This is a genomic window from Variovorax sp. 10N432, assembly GCF_056394465.1.
In genome coordinates this window covers 63,316-77,438 of sequence record NZ_JBFTHX010000004.1, presented here as the reverse complement: position 1 = coordinate 77,438, position 14,123 = coordinate 63,316, and the positions used below count along the sequence as shown (strand labels likewise).

The following is a 14,123-nucleotide window of genomic DNA, read 5'->3' as shown; positions in this document are numbered from 1 at the left end:
GCTCTCAGCGCGGCAGCGAATTGACGTCCTTCTCCCAGCGCGCGATCAGGCGTTTGCGTTCGGCGCTGGCGCCGTACTTGGCGTAGTCGTAGTCGATCATCTTGATCTTCTTGAAGTCCGGCACGTTGGCGTCGACCGGCGTCGCCTTGTTCGACGGCAGCTGGAACTGCTTGGCCGCGGCGCCGAAGGTCTGGGCCTGCGGCGTCAGCGCCCATTCGTAGAACTTCTTGGCCTCGGCCAGGTTGCGCGCACCCTTGACGATGCTCATCGAGCCGATCTCGGCGCCGGTGCCTTCGGACGGCGTCACGGTCTGGACCGGGAAGCCCTGCATCCGCTCCTGCGGCGCATCGTGGACGAAGCTGATCGACACCGCGGTCTCGCCGCGCGCCACCGCCTTGATCGGTCCGGTGCCCGAGCGCGTGTACTGGCCGACGTTCTTGTGCAGGCCCTTGAGGTACTCGAAGGCCTTGTCCTCGCCCATCAGCTGGACCAGGGTCGCGATCATCGTGTAGGCGGTGCCGCTGGAGGCCGGGTTGGCGACCTGGATGTCGCCCTTGTACTCGGGCTTGAGCAGGTCGGCCCAGCTGCGCGGCACGGCCAGCTTCTTCTTCTGCAGCAGTTCGGTGTTGTAGCCGAAGCCCAGCGGCCCCGAGTAGATGCCGACGGTCTTCCAGCCCGACTGCTGGGCCTGCTGCTGCGCCCACGGATAGAGCTGCGGCAGGCTGGGCGACTTGTATTCGAGCGTCAGGCCCGATTCGGCCGCCTGCAGATGCGGGTCGCCGGTACCGCCGAACCAGACGTCGGTCTTGGGGTTCTCTTTCTCGGCGATCAGCTGCGCCAGCGCCTCGCCCGAGCCCTTGAGCGACATGTTGAGCTTGACGCCGGTGGTGCGTGCGTAGACCGTGGCGATCATGTTGCACCATTCGGCCTGCACCGAGCAGATGACGTTGACGGTCTGGGCCGAAGCGGCGCCCGTGGCGCCCAGCAGCGCAGCCGCCGCGGTCATCGCAAAAATTTTCTTCATCAGGACCTCTCAAGAACAAAAAAGGCCCCGCGGGCCGCTTTTCAGCTTATCGCGTACCGGACCGCGCAGGATCGGTACAAGTACCATTCGCTGAAAGCTGCATGCTCGGCCCTCAACAACACCACGGATGTATCCATGAGTTTCGACCTCGTCCTCTTTGGCGGCACCGGTGACCTCGCATGGCGCAAGCTGATGCCGGCGCTGTTCCAGGCCTTCCGCCACGGCAGCCTGCCCGAAGGCGGGCGCATCATCGGCGTGGCGCGCGACAACCTCACCGACGACGCCTACCGCGAACTGATCCAGTCGCGCTTCGCGGCGGTCGAGGGCGCCAAGCGGCCCTCGCCCGAGGAGTTCAAGCAGTTCGCCTCGATGCTGTACTTCCAGCGCATGGACCTCTCGAAGCCCGAGGACTACGCCAAGCTCGGCGAACTGCTGAAGCAGCGCAATGCCGACACCGTCGTGATGTACCTTGCGACCGCGCCCGGGCTCTTCACGCAGGCGGTCGAGCAGCTGGCCGTCGCCGGGCTCAACGGCCCGCACGTGCGGCTGGTGCTCGAGAAGCCGCTCGGCCATGACCTGGCATCGAACCGCGAGATCAACAGTGCGGTGCGCAAGGTGCTGACCGAGCAGCAGGTGTTCCGCATCGACCACTACCTGGGCAAGCCCTCGGTGCAGAACCTGTTCGCGATGCGCTTCGGCAACGCGCTGTTCGAGCCGATCTGGCGCCGCGAATACATCGCCAACATCCAGATCACGATCGGCGAAGACCTCGGCGTCGAGAAGCGCGGCGCCTTCTACGACCAGACCGGCGCCCTGCGCGACATGGTGCAGAACCATGCGCTGCAGCTGGTCTGCGCGCTCGGCATGGAGCCGCCGATCAACGCCCACGCCGACGCCATCCGCGACGAGAAGCTCAAGGTGCTGCGGGCGCTCAAGCCCTGGACCGCCGAATCGATCGGGATGCACGCGATCCGCGGCCAGTACACAGCCGGCACCGCCTACGGCGAGCGCGTCCAGGGCTACCGCGACGAGCCCGGCGTCGACCCCGAGAGCCGCACCGAGACCTTCGTCGCGCTGCGCACCGAGATCGCCAACTGGCGCTGGGCCGGCGTGCCGCTCTACATCCGCACCGGCAAGCGGCTGGGCTCGCGCGATGCGCGCATCGAGGTCAGCTTCCGCGAGACCCCGCACGCGATCTATCGGGCGCCCCTCAACGCGGCCAACAAGCTGGTGATCAACCTGCAGCCCAAGGACGGGCTCGAACTGCACCTGCTGGCCCAGGCGCAGGACAAGCGGCAACGCAACGGCGACCGCCATGCCGGCCCGCAGTTGGCGCCGGTGCAGCTCGACCTCGACTTCGACAAGCGCTTCGGCACCGAGCGCGTCGGTGCCTACGAGCGGCTGCTGCTCGACGTCATCGACGGCCGGCTGAACCTGTTCGTGCGCAGCGACGAGCAGGAAGAAGCCTGGCGCTGGGTCGAGCCGCTGATCGACAGCTGGGCCGCCGAAGGCGCGCCGCGCCCGTATGCGGCCGGCACCTGGGGGCCGAGCGCGTCGAGCGCGATGATCGCCAGAGACGGCTACGCCTGGGGCGAAGAGCAGTAGCCCCAGTCCCGCAAGGTCTCAGTCTCGGCCTTCTTCCACCGCGTGGCAGGCGACTTGCACGCCGCGCAGCATCTGCAGCGGCGGCCGCTCGGTCTTGCAGCGCTCGTTGGCCAGCGGGCAGCGCGGATGGAAGGTGCAGCCGCTCGGCGGGTTCAGGGGATTGGGCACTTCGCCCTGCACCGGCGTTCGGCGGCGGCCGGTGTGCTTCATCTGCGGGATCGCATCGAGCAGCATCCGGGTGTAGGGATGCTGCGGCGTCGCGAACAGGTGCGCCTTGTCCGCCACCTCCACCAGCCGACCCAGATACATCACGCCGACCTGGTCGGCCACATGCCGCACCACCGCCAGGTTGTGCGAGATGAAGAGATAGGTCAGGCCCTGCGCGCGCTGCAGGTCCTTCATGATGTTGAGCACCTGCGCCTGCACGCTGACGTCGAGCGCCGAGGTCGGTTCGTCGCAGACCAGGAACTCGGGCTGGGTCGCCAGCGCCCGCGCGATCGAGATCCGCTGCCGCTGTCCACCGGAGAACTGGTGCGGGTACTTCACCATGTCGAGCGGGCTCAGGCCGACCGACTGCAGCAGCTCTCCCACGCGCGCCTTGAGTGCCGGGCCTTCCTTCAGGATGCCGTGCTCGCGCAGCGGCTCGCCGACGATGTCCTCGACGATCCAGCGCGGATTGAGGCTCGCGTACGGGTCCTGGAAGATCATCTGCACGCGCCGGCGCAGGATGCGCCCCGCGGGAGTCTTGAAGGCGGCGTGCGCGTCCTGGCCGTCGAACTGCATGCCGCCACGGGTCGGCTCGTAGAGGCCGACCAGCAGGCGCGCCACCGTGCTCTTGCCGCAACCGGACTCGCCCACCAGCGCCAGCGTCTTGCCGCGCTCGATCGAGAAGCTCACGCCGTCGACCGCCTTCAGCTGCACGCGCGGCTTGCGCTCGAGCACCCGGTTGAGCCAGGGCGGCGAGACATCGAAGCTCTTCGCCAGGTCGTGCGCCTGGACCAGCGCCGTCATGCCAAGCCCCCATAGGCCGGCGACGCGGTGTGCACCTCGTGCAGCCAGCAGGCGGCGCGGGTCGCGCCGGCGTTGAACAGGTCCGGGCGCTCGGTCATGCAATGGTCGAACACGCGCGGGCAACGCGGGTTGTAGGCGCAGCCGCGCGGGATCGCGTTGAGGCGCGGCATCGCGCCATCGATCTGGTTCAGGCGTTCGCGGTCCATCGTCATGTCTGGAATGGCGGCCATCAGGCCCGCGGTGTAGGGGTGGGCGGGCTGGTGGATCACCTCGTGCACCGGCCCGATCTCGGCCACCCGGCCCGCATACATCACGGCCACGCGGTCGCAGGTCTCGGCGATCACGCCCATGTCGTGGGTGATCAGCATCACCGCAGCGCCGCGATCCTTGCAGATGCCCTTGAGCAGTTCGATGATCTGCGCCTGGATCGAGACGTCGAGGGCCGTGGTCGGCTCGTCGGCGACGATCAGCTTCGGCTCGGCCGCCAGCGCCAGTGCGATCACCACGCGCTGCCGCATGCCGCCCGAGAACTGGTGCGGAAAGTGGTCGATGCGCTGTTCCGCCGCCGGGATGCCCGTGTCCTGCAGCAGGCCGATGGCGCGCCGCCGCGCCTCGCTCTCGCTCACCGGCAGGTGCGCGCGGATGGTCTCCACCAGCTGCCGGCCCACGGTGTACAGCGGATTCAGCGAGGTCAGCGGATCCTGGAAGATCGCGCCGATCTTGCGCCCGCGGATGTGGCGCATCGCCTCGTGGCCGAGGTTGTCGATGCGCTGCCCTTCAAGAAGGATCTCGCCGCCGGCCACGCGGCCCGGCGGCTCGAGCAGGCCGATGATGGCGGCGCCGGTGAGCGACTTGCCGGCACCGGACTCACCCACCACGCCGAGGATCTCCCCCGGCGCGATCTCGAAGGAAATGTCGTCGAGCGCGCGCAGCGTGCCGCGGCGGTGCGGGAACTCGACGACCAGGTTCCGAACTTGCAGAAGACTCATGTGCGGGGCTCCAGCTTCAGCGCAAGCGCGGGTTCAAGGCATCGCGCAGCCAGTCGCCCAGCAGGTTGACGCTGAGAGAGATCAGCACCAGCATCGCGCCCGGGAACACCGTGATCCACCATTCGCCCGAGAACAGGTAGTCGTTGCCGGTCCGGATCAAGGTGCCCAGCGAGGGCGAGGTCGGCGGCACGCCGACGCCCAGGAACGACAAGGTGGCTTCGGTGATGATCGCGGTCGCGACCTGGATCGTGGCCAGCACCATCACCGGCCCCATGACGTTCGGCAGCACGTGGCGCATCATGATGCGCCAGCGCGAAACGCCGGTCACGCGCGCCGCCTGCACGTACTCCTTGCTGCGCTCGACCAGCGTCGAGCCGCGCACGGTGCGGGCGTACTGCACCCAGCCGGTCAGCGAGATGGCGACGATCAGCACGCCGAAGGCGACCGAGGTCGGCGCGTCGGGAAACAGCGCCCGGCCGACGCCGGCCATCAGCAGCGCGATCAGGATCGGCGGGAACGACAGCATCACGTCGCAGACCCGCATCAGGAAGGCATCGAGCCAGCCGCCCCAGAAGCCGGCGAGCAGGCCGAGCATCACGCCGACCAGGACCGACAGCACCACCGAGACGATGCCGACGACCAGCGAGATGCGGGCGCCGTAGATCACGGCCGAGAGAATGTCCCGGCCCTGGTCGTCGGTGCCAAACAGGTATTTGGTGGAGCCCTCGGCGCTCCAGGCTGGCGGCAGGCGGGCATCGCCGAGTTCGAGCGTGGCCAGGTCGAAGGGATTGTGGGGCGTCACCCAGCCGGCGAAGACGGCGCAGAACAGGCACAGGAACGCGATGACGGCGGCGATCATCGCGACCGGCGAGTTGCGGAAGCTGTGTCCGACATCGCTGTCGAGCCAGCGCGCTAGGGTTTTTTTCATCGGGGAGCGAAAAGATGGCGTCTATGGCCGGAAGCGAGCGGGCCGCCCGAAGGCGGCCCGCCATGGCATTACGGCTTGATGCTCATCCACTTGAAGTACATGAAGTTGTCGGCCAGCTGCGTCAGCTCGACCTTCTTGCTCACGCCCCAGGCCAGCGACTGCTGGTGCAGCGGCAGGTGGCCGACGTCGTCCATGTGGATCGTGAAGGCTTCCTTGATCATCGCGTCGCGCTTGCCCTTGTCGCTTTCCGACTGGATCTTCTTGGTCAGCTCGTCGAGCTTGGGATTGCAGTAGGCGCCCAGGTTGAACTGGCCCGTGCCCTTGTCGTCCGGGCAGGCGGTGAGCGACGACAGCGCGTTGTGCGCGTCATAGGTGGTCGGGGTCCAGCCCAGCAGGTAGAAGCTGGTGTCGCGGCGCAGGATCTTCGGGAAGTACGTGCCCTTGGTCTCGGTCGCGAGGTTGATCTTGACGCCGATCTTCGCGAGGTTGGAGGCCACGCTCTGGCAGATCTGGCCGTCGTTCACGTAGCGGTCGTTCGGGCAGTTCAGCGTGACTTCGAAGCCGTTCGGGTAGCCCGCATCGGTGAGCAGCTTCTTGGCGGCGTCGACGTCGAAGGGCAGGCGCTTGTCCTGCTGCTCGCTCCAGCCGTTGACACCCGGGCCGACCAGCAAGGCGGTCGGGCGCGAGGCGCCGCGCATCACGGTCTTCTGGATACCGACGATGTCGATGGCCTGGAAGAAGGCCTGGCGCACGCGCTTGTCCTTGAACGGGTTCTTGCCCTTGACGCTCGAATAGAGCAGCTCGTCGCGCTTCTGGTCCATGCCCATGAAGATGGTGCGCAGCTCGGGGCCGGTGATCACGCGGGCATTGGGGCTGGCCGTGATGCGTGCGATGTCCTGCACCGGCACGGGCTCCATCACGTCGACCTGGCCCGACACCAGCGCGGCGACGCGGGTCGCCGGATTGGCGATCGGCGTGAAGATGATCTCCTGCGCGTTGCCTTCGATCTTGCCCCAGTAGTTGGCGTTGCGCGTGAACACGGTGCGGACATCGGGCTGGCGCTCGCGGACGCGGAACGGACCGGTGCCGTTGGCCTTGAACGACGCGGTGTTCTCGATGCCCTTGCGCTTGTCGACCGGCTTGGCGGCGCCGTTCTCCTCGCACCACTTCTTGCTCATGATCATGGTCAGCGAGATCACGTCGGGCAGGATCGGGAAGGCGCCATTGGTCTCGATCTCGACCGCCAGGTCGCCCACCTTGCGCACTTCCTTGATGTCGCTCAGCGTGGCCTTCATGTCGGAGCCGTCGCCCTTGGCGCGGGCGAAGCTGAAGACCACGTCGTCGGCGGTGAACGGCGTGCCGTCGTGGAACTGCACGCCCTTGCGCAATTCGAAGCGCCAGACGTTGGGCGAGGTCTGCTTCCAGCTGGTGGCCAGGAGCGGCGCCAGGCTCAGGTCCTTGTTGCGGCCGGTCAGGGTCTCGTAGACATTGGCCGCGACGCTGAGCTGCAGCGATTCGTTGAGCGAATGCGGATCGAGCGACAACGCGTCGCCCTGGTTGGCGATGCGGATCGTCTGGGCACCGGCCATCAGGCTCGCGGTCGCCAGCACGGACAGGATCGCGGCCGCGACCACGCTTTTCTTCAGACTCATGGGAAGCACTCCTCGGGTTGGAAAGATTCAGGCGGCCGTCGAGACGGTCCTGTTTTTTGTGGTGCCGGCCTTGGCGGCCAGCGGCATGCCCTGCTCGACCAGGCCCGCGTGCAAGGCGGCGCCCAACGGCAGAATCTCGTCGTTGAAGTCGTACTGGCTGTTGTGCAGAAAAGCGCCGCCGCGGGCGTCCTGACCGATGCGCAGGTAGGCGCCGGCTTTCTTCTGCAGCATGAAGGAGAAATCCTCGGCGCCCATGCTGGGCTCCATGTTGCGCTCGACGTTGTGCGCGCCCACCAGGGCCTGCGCCACGTCACCCGCGAACTGGGCCTCGGGGGCCGTGTTGATGGTGGCCGGATAGATGCGCTCGAACTTCACCTGGGCGGTGGCGCCGAAGCCCGCGGCCACCGCGCTGCTGAGTTCGACCAGTCGCCGCTCGACCTGCTCCTGCACGCGCGAACTGAAGGTGCGCACGGTGCCGACCAGCGTCGCCTTGCCCGGCACCACGCTCATCGCGCCCAGGTCGCCGGCGTGCACGGCGCAGATGCTGACCACCGCGGCATCGATCGGCCGCACATTGCGCGACACGATGCTCTGCACCGCCGTGATGATGTGGGCCGACACCACCACCGGGTCGACCGTCAGATAGGCATGAGCCCCGTGGCCGCCCTTGCCCGTGACTTCGATGGTGATGCGATCGGCCGCCGCCATCATCGCGCCGCGATTGATGCCGACCGTTCCGGCCGGCATGCCGGGCCAGTTGTGCATGGCATAGACCGAGTCGACCGGGAAGCGGTCGAAGAGGCCCTCCTCGATCATCACCCGGGCGCCCGCGAAACCTTCCTCGCCGGGCTGGAAGATGAGCACCGCGGTGCCGTCGAAGTTGCGCGTCTCGGCCAGGTAGCGCGCGGCGCCGACCAGCATCGCGGTATGGCCGTCGTGGCCGCAGCCATGCATCAGGCCCTGCTTGCCCGAGCGCCACTCGAAGTCGTTGTCCTCGGCCATCGGCAGCGCATCCATGTCGGCGCGCAAGCCCAGCATGCGGCCGCTGGCCGTGCTGCGGCCACGGATCACGCCCACCACGCCGGTCTTGCCGATGCCGGTGTGGATCTCGTCCACGCCGCAGGCCTTCAGCGCCTCGTGGACGCGGCCCGAGGTGTAGACCTCTTCGAAGCCGAGTTCGGGATGCGCGTGCAGGTCGCGCCGGAACGCGGTCAGTTCGGGATGGAGGCGCGCGATGTGCGCAAAGGGCCTGCCGGCCGCCTGCAGTCGGGGTTCAGTCATTCAGTGGCCTCCGGCGTTGCTGATCCTCAACCTCGGATCGACCACGAAATAGAGCAGATCGACCACGAGATTGATGACGACGAAGATGAGGGCGATCAGGCAGAGGTACGCGGCCATCACGGGGATGTCGGCGAAGGTCACGGCCTGGATGAACAGCAGCCCCATGCCGGGCCACTGGAATACCGACTCGGTGATGATCGAGAACGCGATCAGGCCGCCGAGCTGCAGCCCGGTGATGGTCATCACCGGCACCAGCGTGTTCTTGAGCGCATGACCGAAATGGATCGCGCGGTCGGACAGGCCCCGTGCCCGCGCGAACTTGATGTAGTCGGCGCGCAGCACTTCGAGCATCTCGGCGCGCACCAGCCGCATGATGAGCGTCAGCTGGAAGATCGCCAGCGTGATCGCGGGCAGCACGATGTGCATCCAGCCATCGGACTTCAGCAGGCCGGTGCTCCACCAGCCCATCTGCACCGTCTCGCCGCGGCCGAAGCTCGGGAACCAGCCCAGGTGCACCGCGAACACCAGGATCAGCAGGATGCCGATCAGGAAGGTCGGCAGCGAGACGCCGAGCAGCGACAGCGTCATGAAGACCTGGCTGGTGACGCTGCCGCGCCGCAGCGCCGTGTAGACGCCCATCGGGATGCCGATGACCAACGCCAGCACCGCGGCCACCAGCGACAGTTCGAGCGTCGCGGGGAAGCGCTCGCCGATCAGCCGCGAGACCTTGGCGCCCTGCCGCAGGCTGAGGCCGAACTCGCCTTGCGCCGCATTGACCAGGAAGTGCCAGAACTGCACGAAGAAGGGCTTGTCGAGCCCCAAGGCGGCGCGCAGTTCGCGGATCTGCTCGGGCTTGGCGTCCTGGCCGAGCAGGAAGACGACCGGATCGCCCACGTACTGGAACAGGAGGAAGGCGAAGAAGGCAACCGCGACCATGACGATCACGGCCTGGATCAGGCGGCGCAGTACGAAAGCAATCATTCAGAAACAAGAGTGACCAATGATGCTAGCAGAGCAAGCTGCGTGCCCAAGAGGGGGTTCCCCGGGGGTGCGCCGCCGGTTCGGCCATGAAAAAAGCCACTCGACTTTCGTCGAGTGGCTTTCAAGACTTCCCATTGATGCTGGCTTGCGCCAGCGTCAGATCAGAAAGCGTGACGGATACCGAAGTCGTAGCCGGTCGAGCTCTTCGGCACGCCGGTAACGATGGTGGCGCTCGACGAGAAGAAAGCCGGGCCGCCCAGCGTCAGGTCAGCACCGTCCTTGTTGCTCAGGTACGCCACCGTTGCGTACAGGGCCGTACGCTTCGACAGGTTGTGCACATAGCCCAGGGCGAACTTGTCAGCCTTGGCGTCGTCATTGAAGCCGAGGAACGGGTTGGCCGGGTTGATCAGCGAACCGGTGTTCTTGTAGTTGACTGCCGAGTACGACAGGCGGATCAGGCCAGGACCGACAGGCACGGTTGCGCCGATCAGCCAGCCGTCAGCGCCGGGGTTACGCCAGCCGAACGGGTTGGTCACACCAGCGATGAAGTTCGTCGAGCTCTCTTGCTTCAGTTCAGCATTCGAGTATTCACCGAACAGCTTGACCACGCCGAAGTCGTACGAAGCACCAAGGTTCCAGGTGTTCAGGTTGTTCGTCGTGCCGGCGTAGAAGTTCGACGCGATGGTGCTTTGGCCGTAGGCGATAGCAACGTCCAGGGGACCGTTGGCGTAGCCGACGCGACCACCACCGTAGCGGCCAGCGCGCTCATTGCCAGGAATGAGCAGCAGCGCGGGGTTGTTCACGATGRCCACCGAGCCGGGAGGGGTCAGGCCGCCCGGATCGTAGCTGGTCTTCTCGTTGAACGAGTACATCACCTGGCCGTAGAAACCACCCAGGTTCGGCGGCAGGAAGTAGCCGACCGAGTTGCTGGCGCGAACGTAGTTGTTGTTCGCGGTGAAGCCACCCGTGCGGGCGCCGTTGCTGCTGAAACCGTTGGCGGTGGAGATCAGGTTGGTACCCACGCCGTTGGTGCCGAACGGATCGAACACGGTGTCGTTCCAGAACGTCGGGGTGTAGTCGCGACCGAGGCGCACTTCACCGAAGTTGCCCGACAGGCTGACCGTCGAACGACGGTTGAAGTTCAGGCCACCACCGGTAGCAGCGCCGTTGCCGTCATCGTTGCTCATGCCGGCTTCGAGCCAGAAGCTGGCAGCCAGGCCACCACCGAGGTCTTCCGTACCACGGAAGCCCAGGCGGCTGGAGTTGTAGCCCGAGTTGGTCAACTTCGTCTGGCTGGTCGTGACGCTCTGGACGCCGAAGACCGGCAGGCCATTGACGTTGCCCAGGAACACCGGCTGGTCGGTCTTGTTCGAAATGCCGTTGATCGTCGCGTCAACCACACCGAACAGGGTGACCGACGACTGAGCCGAGGCAATACCGGCAACAGCCAGAGCAGCCAGGGCAACTAGAGATTTTTTCATTGCAAGTTTCTCCAAGGTTAAACATAGGGCTCCGGTGCGAAGGGCTCACCGTGACTGGCACTTTGTGCTCCCACCGGACCCCGGGCCAACCTCCTTTTGGGAAGTTGTCGCTATTGCACCAGAGCCGCTTCGGGAGGGCAAAGCAATTCGCCCGAAAAGGCGGCCGGGTGAGGCGTTTCGTTGCAGCGGTGCAACAAAGCTTTGGCCCGCTTGTCCGCTTCATGATGTGGAACGTTGGCGCTCCATGCATGTGACATTTTGTACATCGGTTCCAATCGCTTCATGTACCGAACGCTTGACTCCGTCCTGGGCGCGGCCGACGCGGCGCTGCGCACTCTTTTTGCCAAGCCGCACGCGACGCGGGCGCTGCCCGCGCCCGCGGTGGCTGGCGGCAGCCTGAGCGAGGCCGAGCGGCGCGAGGCCGGCGCCCTGATGCGGGTCAACCATGTCGGGGAGGTGTGCGCACAGGCACTCTATACGGCACAGGCGGCGGTCACGCGGGACCCTGCCCTGCGGCGGCACTTCGAAGAGGCGGCGCGCGAGGAAACCGACCACCTGGCCTGGACCCAGCAGCGGATCGACGACCTGGGGAGCCACGCGTCGGTCCTGAACCCGCTCTGGTATCTGGGCGCATTCGGGCTCGGACTGGTGGCGGGCCGCTTCGGGGATGCGACCAGCCTGGGCTTCGTGGCCGAGACCGAGCGCCAGGTCGAAGCGCACCTCGATGGCCATCTCGACCGCCTGCCGGCGGCCGACACCGCCTCGCGCGCCGTAGTCGAGCAGATGAAAGTGGACGAGGCCCGTCACGCGGCCCAGGCCTGGAACGCCGGGGCCAAGGAACTGCCGGCGCCGGCGAAGGCCTTGATGCGGATGGCGTCCCGTGTGATGACCACGGTCGCACACAGGATCTGAATCAGGCCTCCACCAGGTCGAAACTCGTCGTGATCTCGGCCGTCTTGCCGAGCATGATGGTGGCCGAGCAGTAGGTGTCGTGGCTGAGGGCGATCGCGCGTTCGACCGCCGCCGCCGGAATGCCCTTGCCCGCCACCGTGAAGTGCATGTGGATCTTGGTGAAGACCTTGGGATCTTTTTCGGCCCGCTCGCTGGTCAGTTTGACACTGCAGCGCTCGACCTGGTGCCGGCCGCGCTTGAGGATGTGCACGACGTCGTAGGCGGTGCAGCCGCCGGTCCCGGCCAGCACCGTCTCCATCGGCCGGGCAGCCAGGTTCTGGCCGCCGTTCTCGGGCTTGGCGGCATCCGGCGCGCCATCCATCATCAGGACATGGCCGCTGCCGGTCTCGGCGACGAAGCCCATCGCCGATCGCGTGCCGGCGTTGCCGGTCCAACTTACTGTGCATTCCATCTTCAGCTCCGAAAAGTCGTCGCGCGAGCGGGGAAATCACCGCACGACGTGATTGAGTGTTCAAAAAAAGCAACGGGCGTGTTGCATTGCAGCAATCAACCGATATACTTTATTTCATCGCACATCCACATATGTGCACCGGTTGTCTCCTCCACCCTCCCAATTGGTGGATTTAGCCCCGAGCCGCAAGGCCCGGGGCTTTTTTCTTGGGGTCGGGCCGACGCCTCGGCGAGGCCTATGATCGCGGCCCTATGTCCTCCCCGACCCCGACCCCGCCCCTTACCCCTGCCGACTACCTCAAGAAGATCCTGACTGCGCGCGTCTACGACGTGGCGGTCGAATCGGCGCTCGAACCGGCGCGCGCCCTGAGCGCCAGGCTCGGCAACACCGTGCTGCTCAAGCGCGAGGACCAGCAGCCCGTCTTCAGCTTCAAGCTGCGCGGCGCCTACAACAAGATGGCGCAGCTGAGCGCCGAACAGCTCGCCGCCGGCGTGATCTGCGCTTCGGCCGGCAACCATGCGCAAGGCGTGGCCCTGGGCGCGCGCAAACTCGGGGCGCGGGCCGTGGTGGTGATGCCGGTGACCACCCCGCAACTGAAGATCGACGCGGTGCGCGCGCTCGGCGGCGAGGTCCACCTGCACGGCGACAGCTATTCGGACGCCTATGGCTATGCGCTCGAGCAGCAGAAGCTGCACGGGCTCACCTTCGTGCACCCGTTCGACGACCCGGACGTGATCGCCGGCCAGGGCACGATCGCCATGGAAATGCTGCGCCAGCACCAGGGGCCGCTGCACGCGGTGTTCGTCGCCATCGGCGGCGGCGGCCTGATCTCGGGGGTGGCCAACTACATCAAGGCGCTGCGGCCCGAGATTCGCGTGATCGGCGTGCAGATGAACGACTCCGACGCGATGATGCAATCGGTCGCCGCCCACCAGCGCGTGACGCTGCCGGACGTCGGGCTGTTTTCCGACGGCACGGCGGTCAAGCTGGTCGGCGAGGAGACCTTCCGCATCTCGAGCGAACTGGTGGACGAATTCATCACGGTCGACACCGATGCGGTCTGCGCCGGCATCAAGGATGTCTTCATCGACACCCGCAGCATCGTCGAGCCGGCCGGTGCGCTCGCGGTGGCGGCGATCAAGCAGTACGTCGAGGCCCGCGGCACGCGCGGCGAAACCTATGCCGCGATCCTCTGCGGCGCCAACATGAACTTCGACCGCCTGCGCTTCGTGGCCGAACGCGCGGAGGTCGGCGAGGAGCGCGAGGCGCTGTTCGCGGTGACGATCCCCGAGGAGCGCGGCAGCTTCCGCCGCTTCTGCGAACTGGTCGGCCAGCTGCCCGGCGCCTCGCGCAACGTGACCGAATTCAACTACCGCATCAGCGACTCGAAGGAAGCCCATGTGTTCGTCGGCCTGACGACCTCGGCGCGCGGCGAATCGACCACCATCGCCGACACCTTCGTGGCGCATGGCTTCGGTGCCATCGATCTCACGCACGACGAGCTCGCCAAGGAACACATCCGCCACATGGTGGGCGGCCGCACCAGCCTCGCGCAAGAAGAGCGGCTGCTGCGCTTCGTCTTCCCCGAGCGGCCGGGGGCGCTGCTGAAGTTCCTGAGCCTGCTGGGGCCGAACTGGAACATCAGCCTGTTCCACTACCGCAACCAGGGGGCCGACTACGGACGCATCCTGGTCGGGCTGCAGGTGCCCGCGGCCGAACACGAGGCCTTCGATGCCTTCCTCCAGACGCTGGGCTACCCGTTCGTGGAGGAAACCGACAACCCGGTGTACCGGCTCTTTCTGATCTAG

At 66.5% G+C, this 14,123-nt stretch carries 12 protein-coding genes; 3 read left to right on the top strand and 9 right to left on the bottom strand.

The genetic code is table 11. The features are described from left to right. Nucleotides 1-4: 4 nt before the first annotated feature. Entirely contained in the window at nucleotides 5-1,024 is a 1,020-nt protein-coding gene (locus AC1DF3_RS06355) for an ABC transporter substrate-binding protein (protein ID WP_286523566.1), read from the bottom strand. A gap of 135 nt (nucleotides 1,025-1,159) precedes the next feature. Between AC1DF3_RS06355 and zwf the strand changes: the two genes are divergently transcribed. Beyond that, nucleotides 1,160-2,629 (top strand): glucose-6-phosphate dehydrogenase, encoded by a 1,470-nt coding sequence (gene zwf / locus AC1DF3_RS06350; protein ID WP_286536357.1) that lies wholly within the window; start codon nucleotides 1,160-1,162, stop codon nucleotides 2,627-2,629. Between the two features lie 18 nt (nucleotides 2,630-2,647). Here the strand turns inward: zwf and AC1DF3_RS06345 are convergent, their stop codons facing one another. From AC1DF3_RS06345 to AC1DF3_RS06315, 7 genes are all read right to left on the bottom strand, one after another. After that, nucleotides 2,648-3,640 carry an ABC transporter ATP-binding protein gene (locus AC1DF3_RS06345; protein ID WP_478139168.1) on the bottom strand — a complete coding sequence of 331 codons (993 nt, stop codon included), beginning with the start codon at nucleotides 3,638-3,640 and terminating at the stop codon, nucleotides 2,648-2,650. Beyond that, a complete protein-coding gene (locus AC1DF3_RS06340; RefSeq protein WP_286523571.1) occupies nucleotides 3,637-4,629 on the bottom strand; it encodes an ABC transporter ATP-binding protein in 993 nt (330 codons plus the stop codon). Before AC1DF3_RS06340 ends, AC1DF3_RS06345 begins: the two co-directional genes overlap by 4 nt. A 16-nt stretch (nucleotides 4,630-4,645) precedes the next feature. Next, a complete protein-coding gene (locus AC1DF3_RS06335; RefSeq protein ID WP_286536359.1) occupies nucleotides 4,646-5,557 on the bottom strand; it encodes an ABC transporter permease in 912 nt (303 codons plus the stop codon). A gap of 68 nt (nucleotides 5,558-5,625) precedes the next feature. Further along, nucleotides 5,626-7,209 (bottom strand): ABC transporter substrate-binding protein, encoded by a 1,584-nt coding sequence (locus AC1DF3_RS06330; RefSeq protein WP_286536360.1) that lies wholly within the window; start codon nucleotides 7,207-7,209, stop codon nucleotides 5,626-5,628. 27 nt (nucleotides 7,210-7,236) lie between these two features. Further along, complete coding sequence (locus AC1DF3_RS06325) at nucleotides 7,237-8,490, bottom strand: M20 aminoacylase family protein (RefSeq protein ID WP_478139167.1); 1,254 nt, start codon at nucleotides 8,488-8,490, stop codon at nucleotides 7,237-7,239. Continuing rightward, nucleotides 8,491-9,471, bottom strand: coding sequence for an ABC transporter permease (locus AC1DF3_RS06320; protein WP_286523577.1), 981 nt, complete (start codon nucleotides 9,469-9,471; stop codon nucleotides 8,491-8,493). It lies immediately after the preceding gene. 161 nt (nucleotides 9,472-9,632) lie between these two features. Further along, on the bottom strand, nucleotides 9,633-10,952 hold the full coding sequence (locus AC1DF3_RS06315) for a porin (RefSeq protein ID WP_478139166.1): 1,320 nt from the start codon (nucleotides 10,950-10,952) through the stop codon (nucleotides 9,633-9,635). A gap of 282 nt (nucleotides 10,953-11,234) precedes the next feature. On the opposite strand from AC1DF3_RS06315, the gene coq7 reads away from it, so the two are divergent. Beyond that, on the top strand, nucleotides 11,235-11,864 hold the full coding sequence (gene coq7 / locus AC1DF3_RS06310) for a 2-polyprenyl-3-methyl-6-methoxy-1,4-benzoquinone monooxygenase (protein ID WP_478139165.1): 630 nt from the start codon (nucleotides 11,235-11,237) through the stop codon (nucleotides 11,862-11,864). Nucleotide 11,865: 1 nt separating this feature from the next. Here coq7 and AC1DF3_RS06305 read toward each other — a convergent pair whose 3' ends face one another. Then, entirely contained in the window at nucleotides 11,866-12,315 is a 450-nt protein-coding gene (locus AC1DF3_RS06305) for an OsmC family protein (protein ID WP_286523583.1), read from the bottom strand. 251 nt (nucleotides 12,316-12,566) lie between these two features. On the opposite strand from AC1DF3_RS06305, the gene ilvA reads away from it, so the two are divergent. Then, on the top strand, nucleotides 12,567-14,123 hold the full coding sequence (gene ilvA, locus AC1DF3_RS06300; protein WP_478139164.1) for a threonine ammonia-lyase, biosynthetic: 1,557 nt from the start codon (nucleotides 12,567-12,569) through the stop codon (nucleotides 14,121-14,123).

Bases quoted from the DNA above. Each gene is read 5' to 3' on its own strand.
- AC1DF3_RS06325 (WP_478139167.1), bottom strand. From the start codon at position 8,490: ATGACTGAACCCCGACTGCAGGCGGCCGGCAGGCCCTTTGCGCACATC.
- AC1DF3_RS06305 (WP_286523583.1), bottom strand. From the start codon at position 12,315: ATGGAATGCACAGTAAGTTGGACCGGCAACGCCGGCACGCGATCGGCG.
- AC1DF3_RS06345 (WP_478139168.1), bottom strand. From the start codon at position 3,640: ATGACGGCGCTGGTCCAGGCGCACGACCTGGCGAAGAGCTTCGATGTC.
- AC1DF3_RS06340 (WP_286523571.1), bottom strand. From the start codon at position 4,629: ATGAGTCTTCTGCAAGTTCGGAACCTGGTCGTCGAGTTCCCGCACCGC.
- zwf (WP_286536357.1), top strand. From the start codon at position 1,160: ATGAGTTTCGACCTCGTCCTCTTTGGCGGCACCGGTGACCTCGCATGG.
- ilvA (WP_478139164.1), top strand. From the start codon at position 12,567: ATGTCCTCCCCGACCCCGACCCCGCCCCTTACCCCTGCCGACTACCTC.
- AC1DF3_RS06330 (WP_286536360.1), bottom strand. From the start codon at position 7,209: ATGAGTCTGAAGAAAAGCGTGGTCGCGGCCGCGATCCTGTCCGTGCTG.
- AC1DF3_RS06320 (WP_286523577.1), bottom strand. From the start codon at position 9,471: ATGATTGCTTTCGTACTGCGCCGCCTGATCCAGGCCGTGATCGTCATG.
- coq7 (WP_478139165.1), top strand. From the start codon at position 11,235: ATGTACCGAACGCTTGACTCCGTCCTGGGCGCGGCCGACGCGGCGCTG.
- AC1DF3_RS06335 (WP_286536359.1), bottom strand. From the start codon at position 5,557: ATGAAAAAAACCCTAGCGCGCTGGCTCGACAGCGATGTCGGACACAGC.
- AC1DF3_RS06355 (WP_286523566.1), bottom strand. From the start codon at position 1,024: ATGAAGAAAATTTTTGCGATGACCGCGGCGGCTGCGCTGCTGGGCGCC.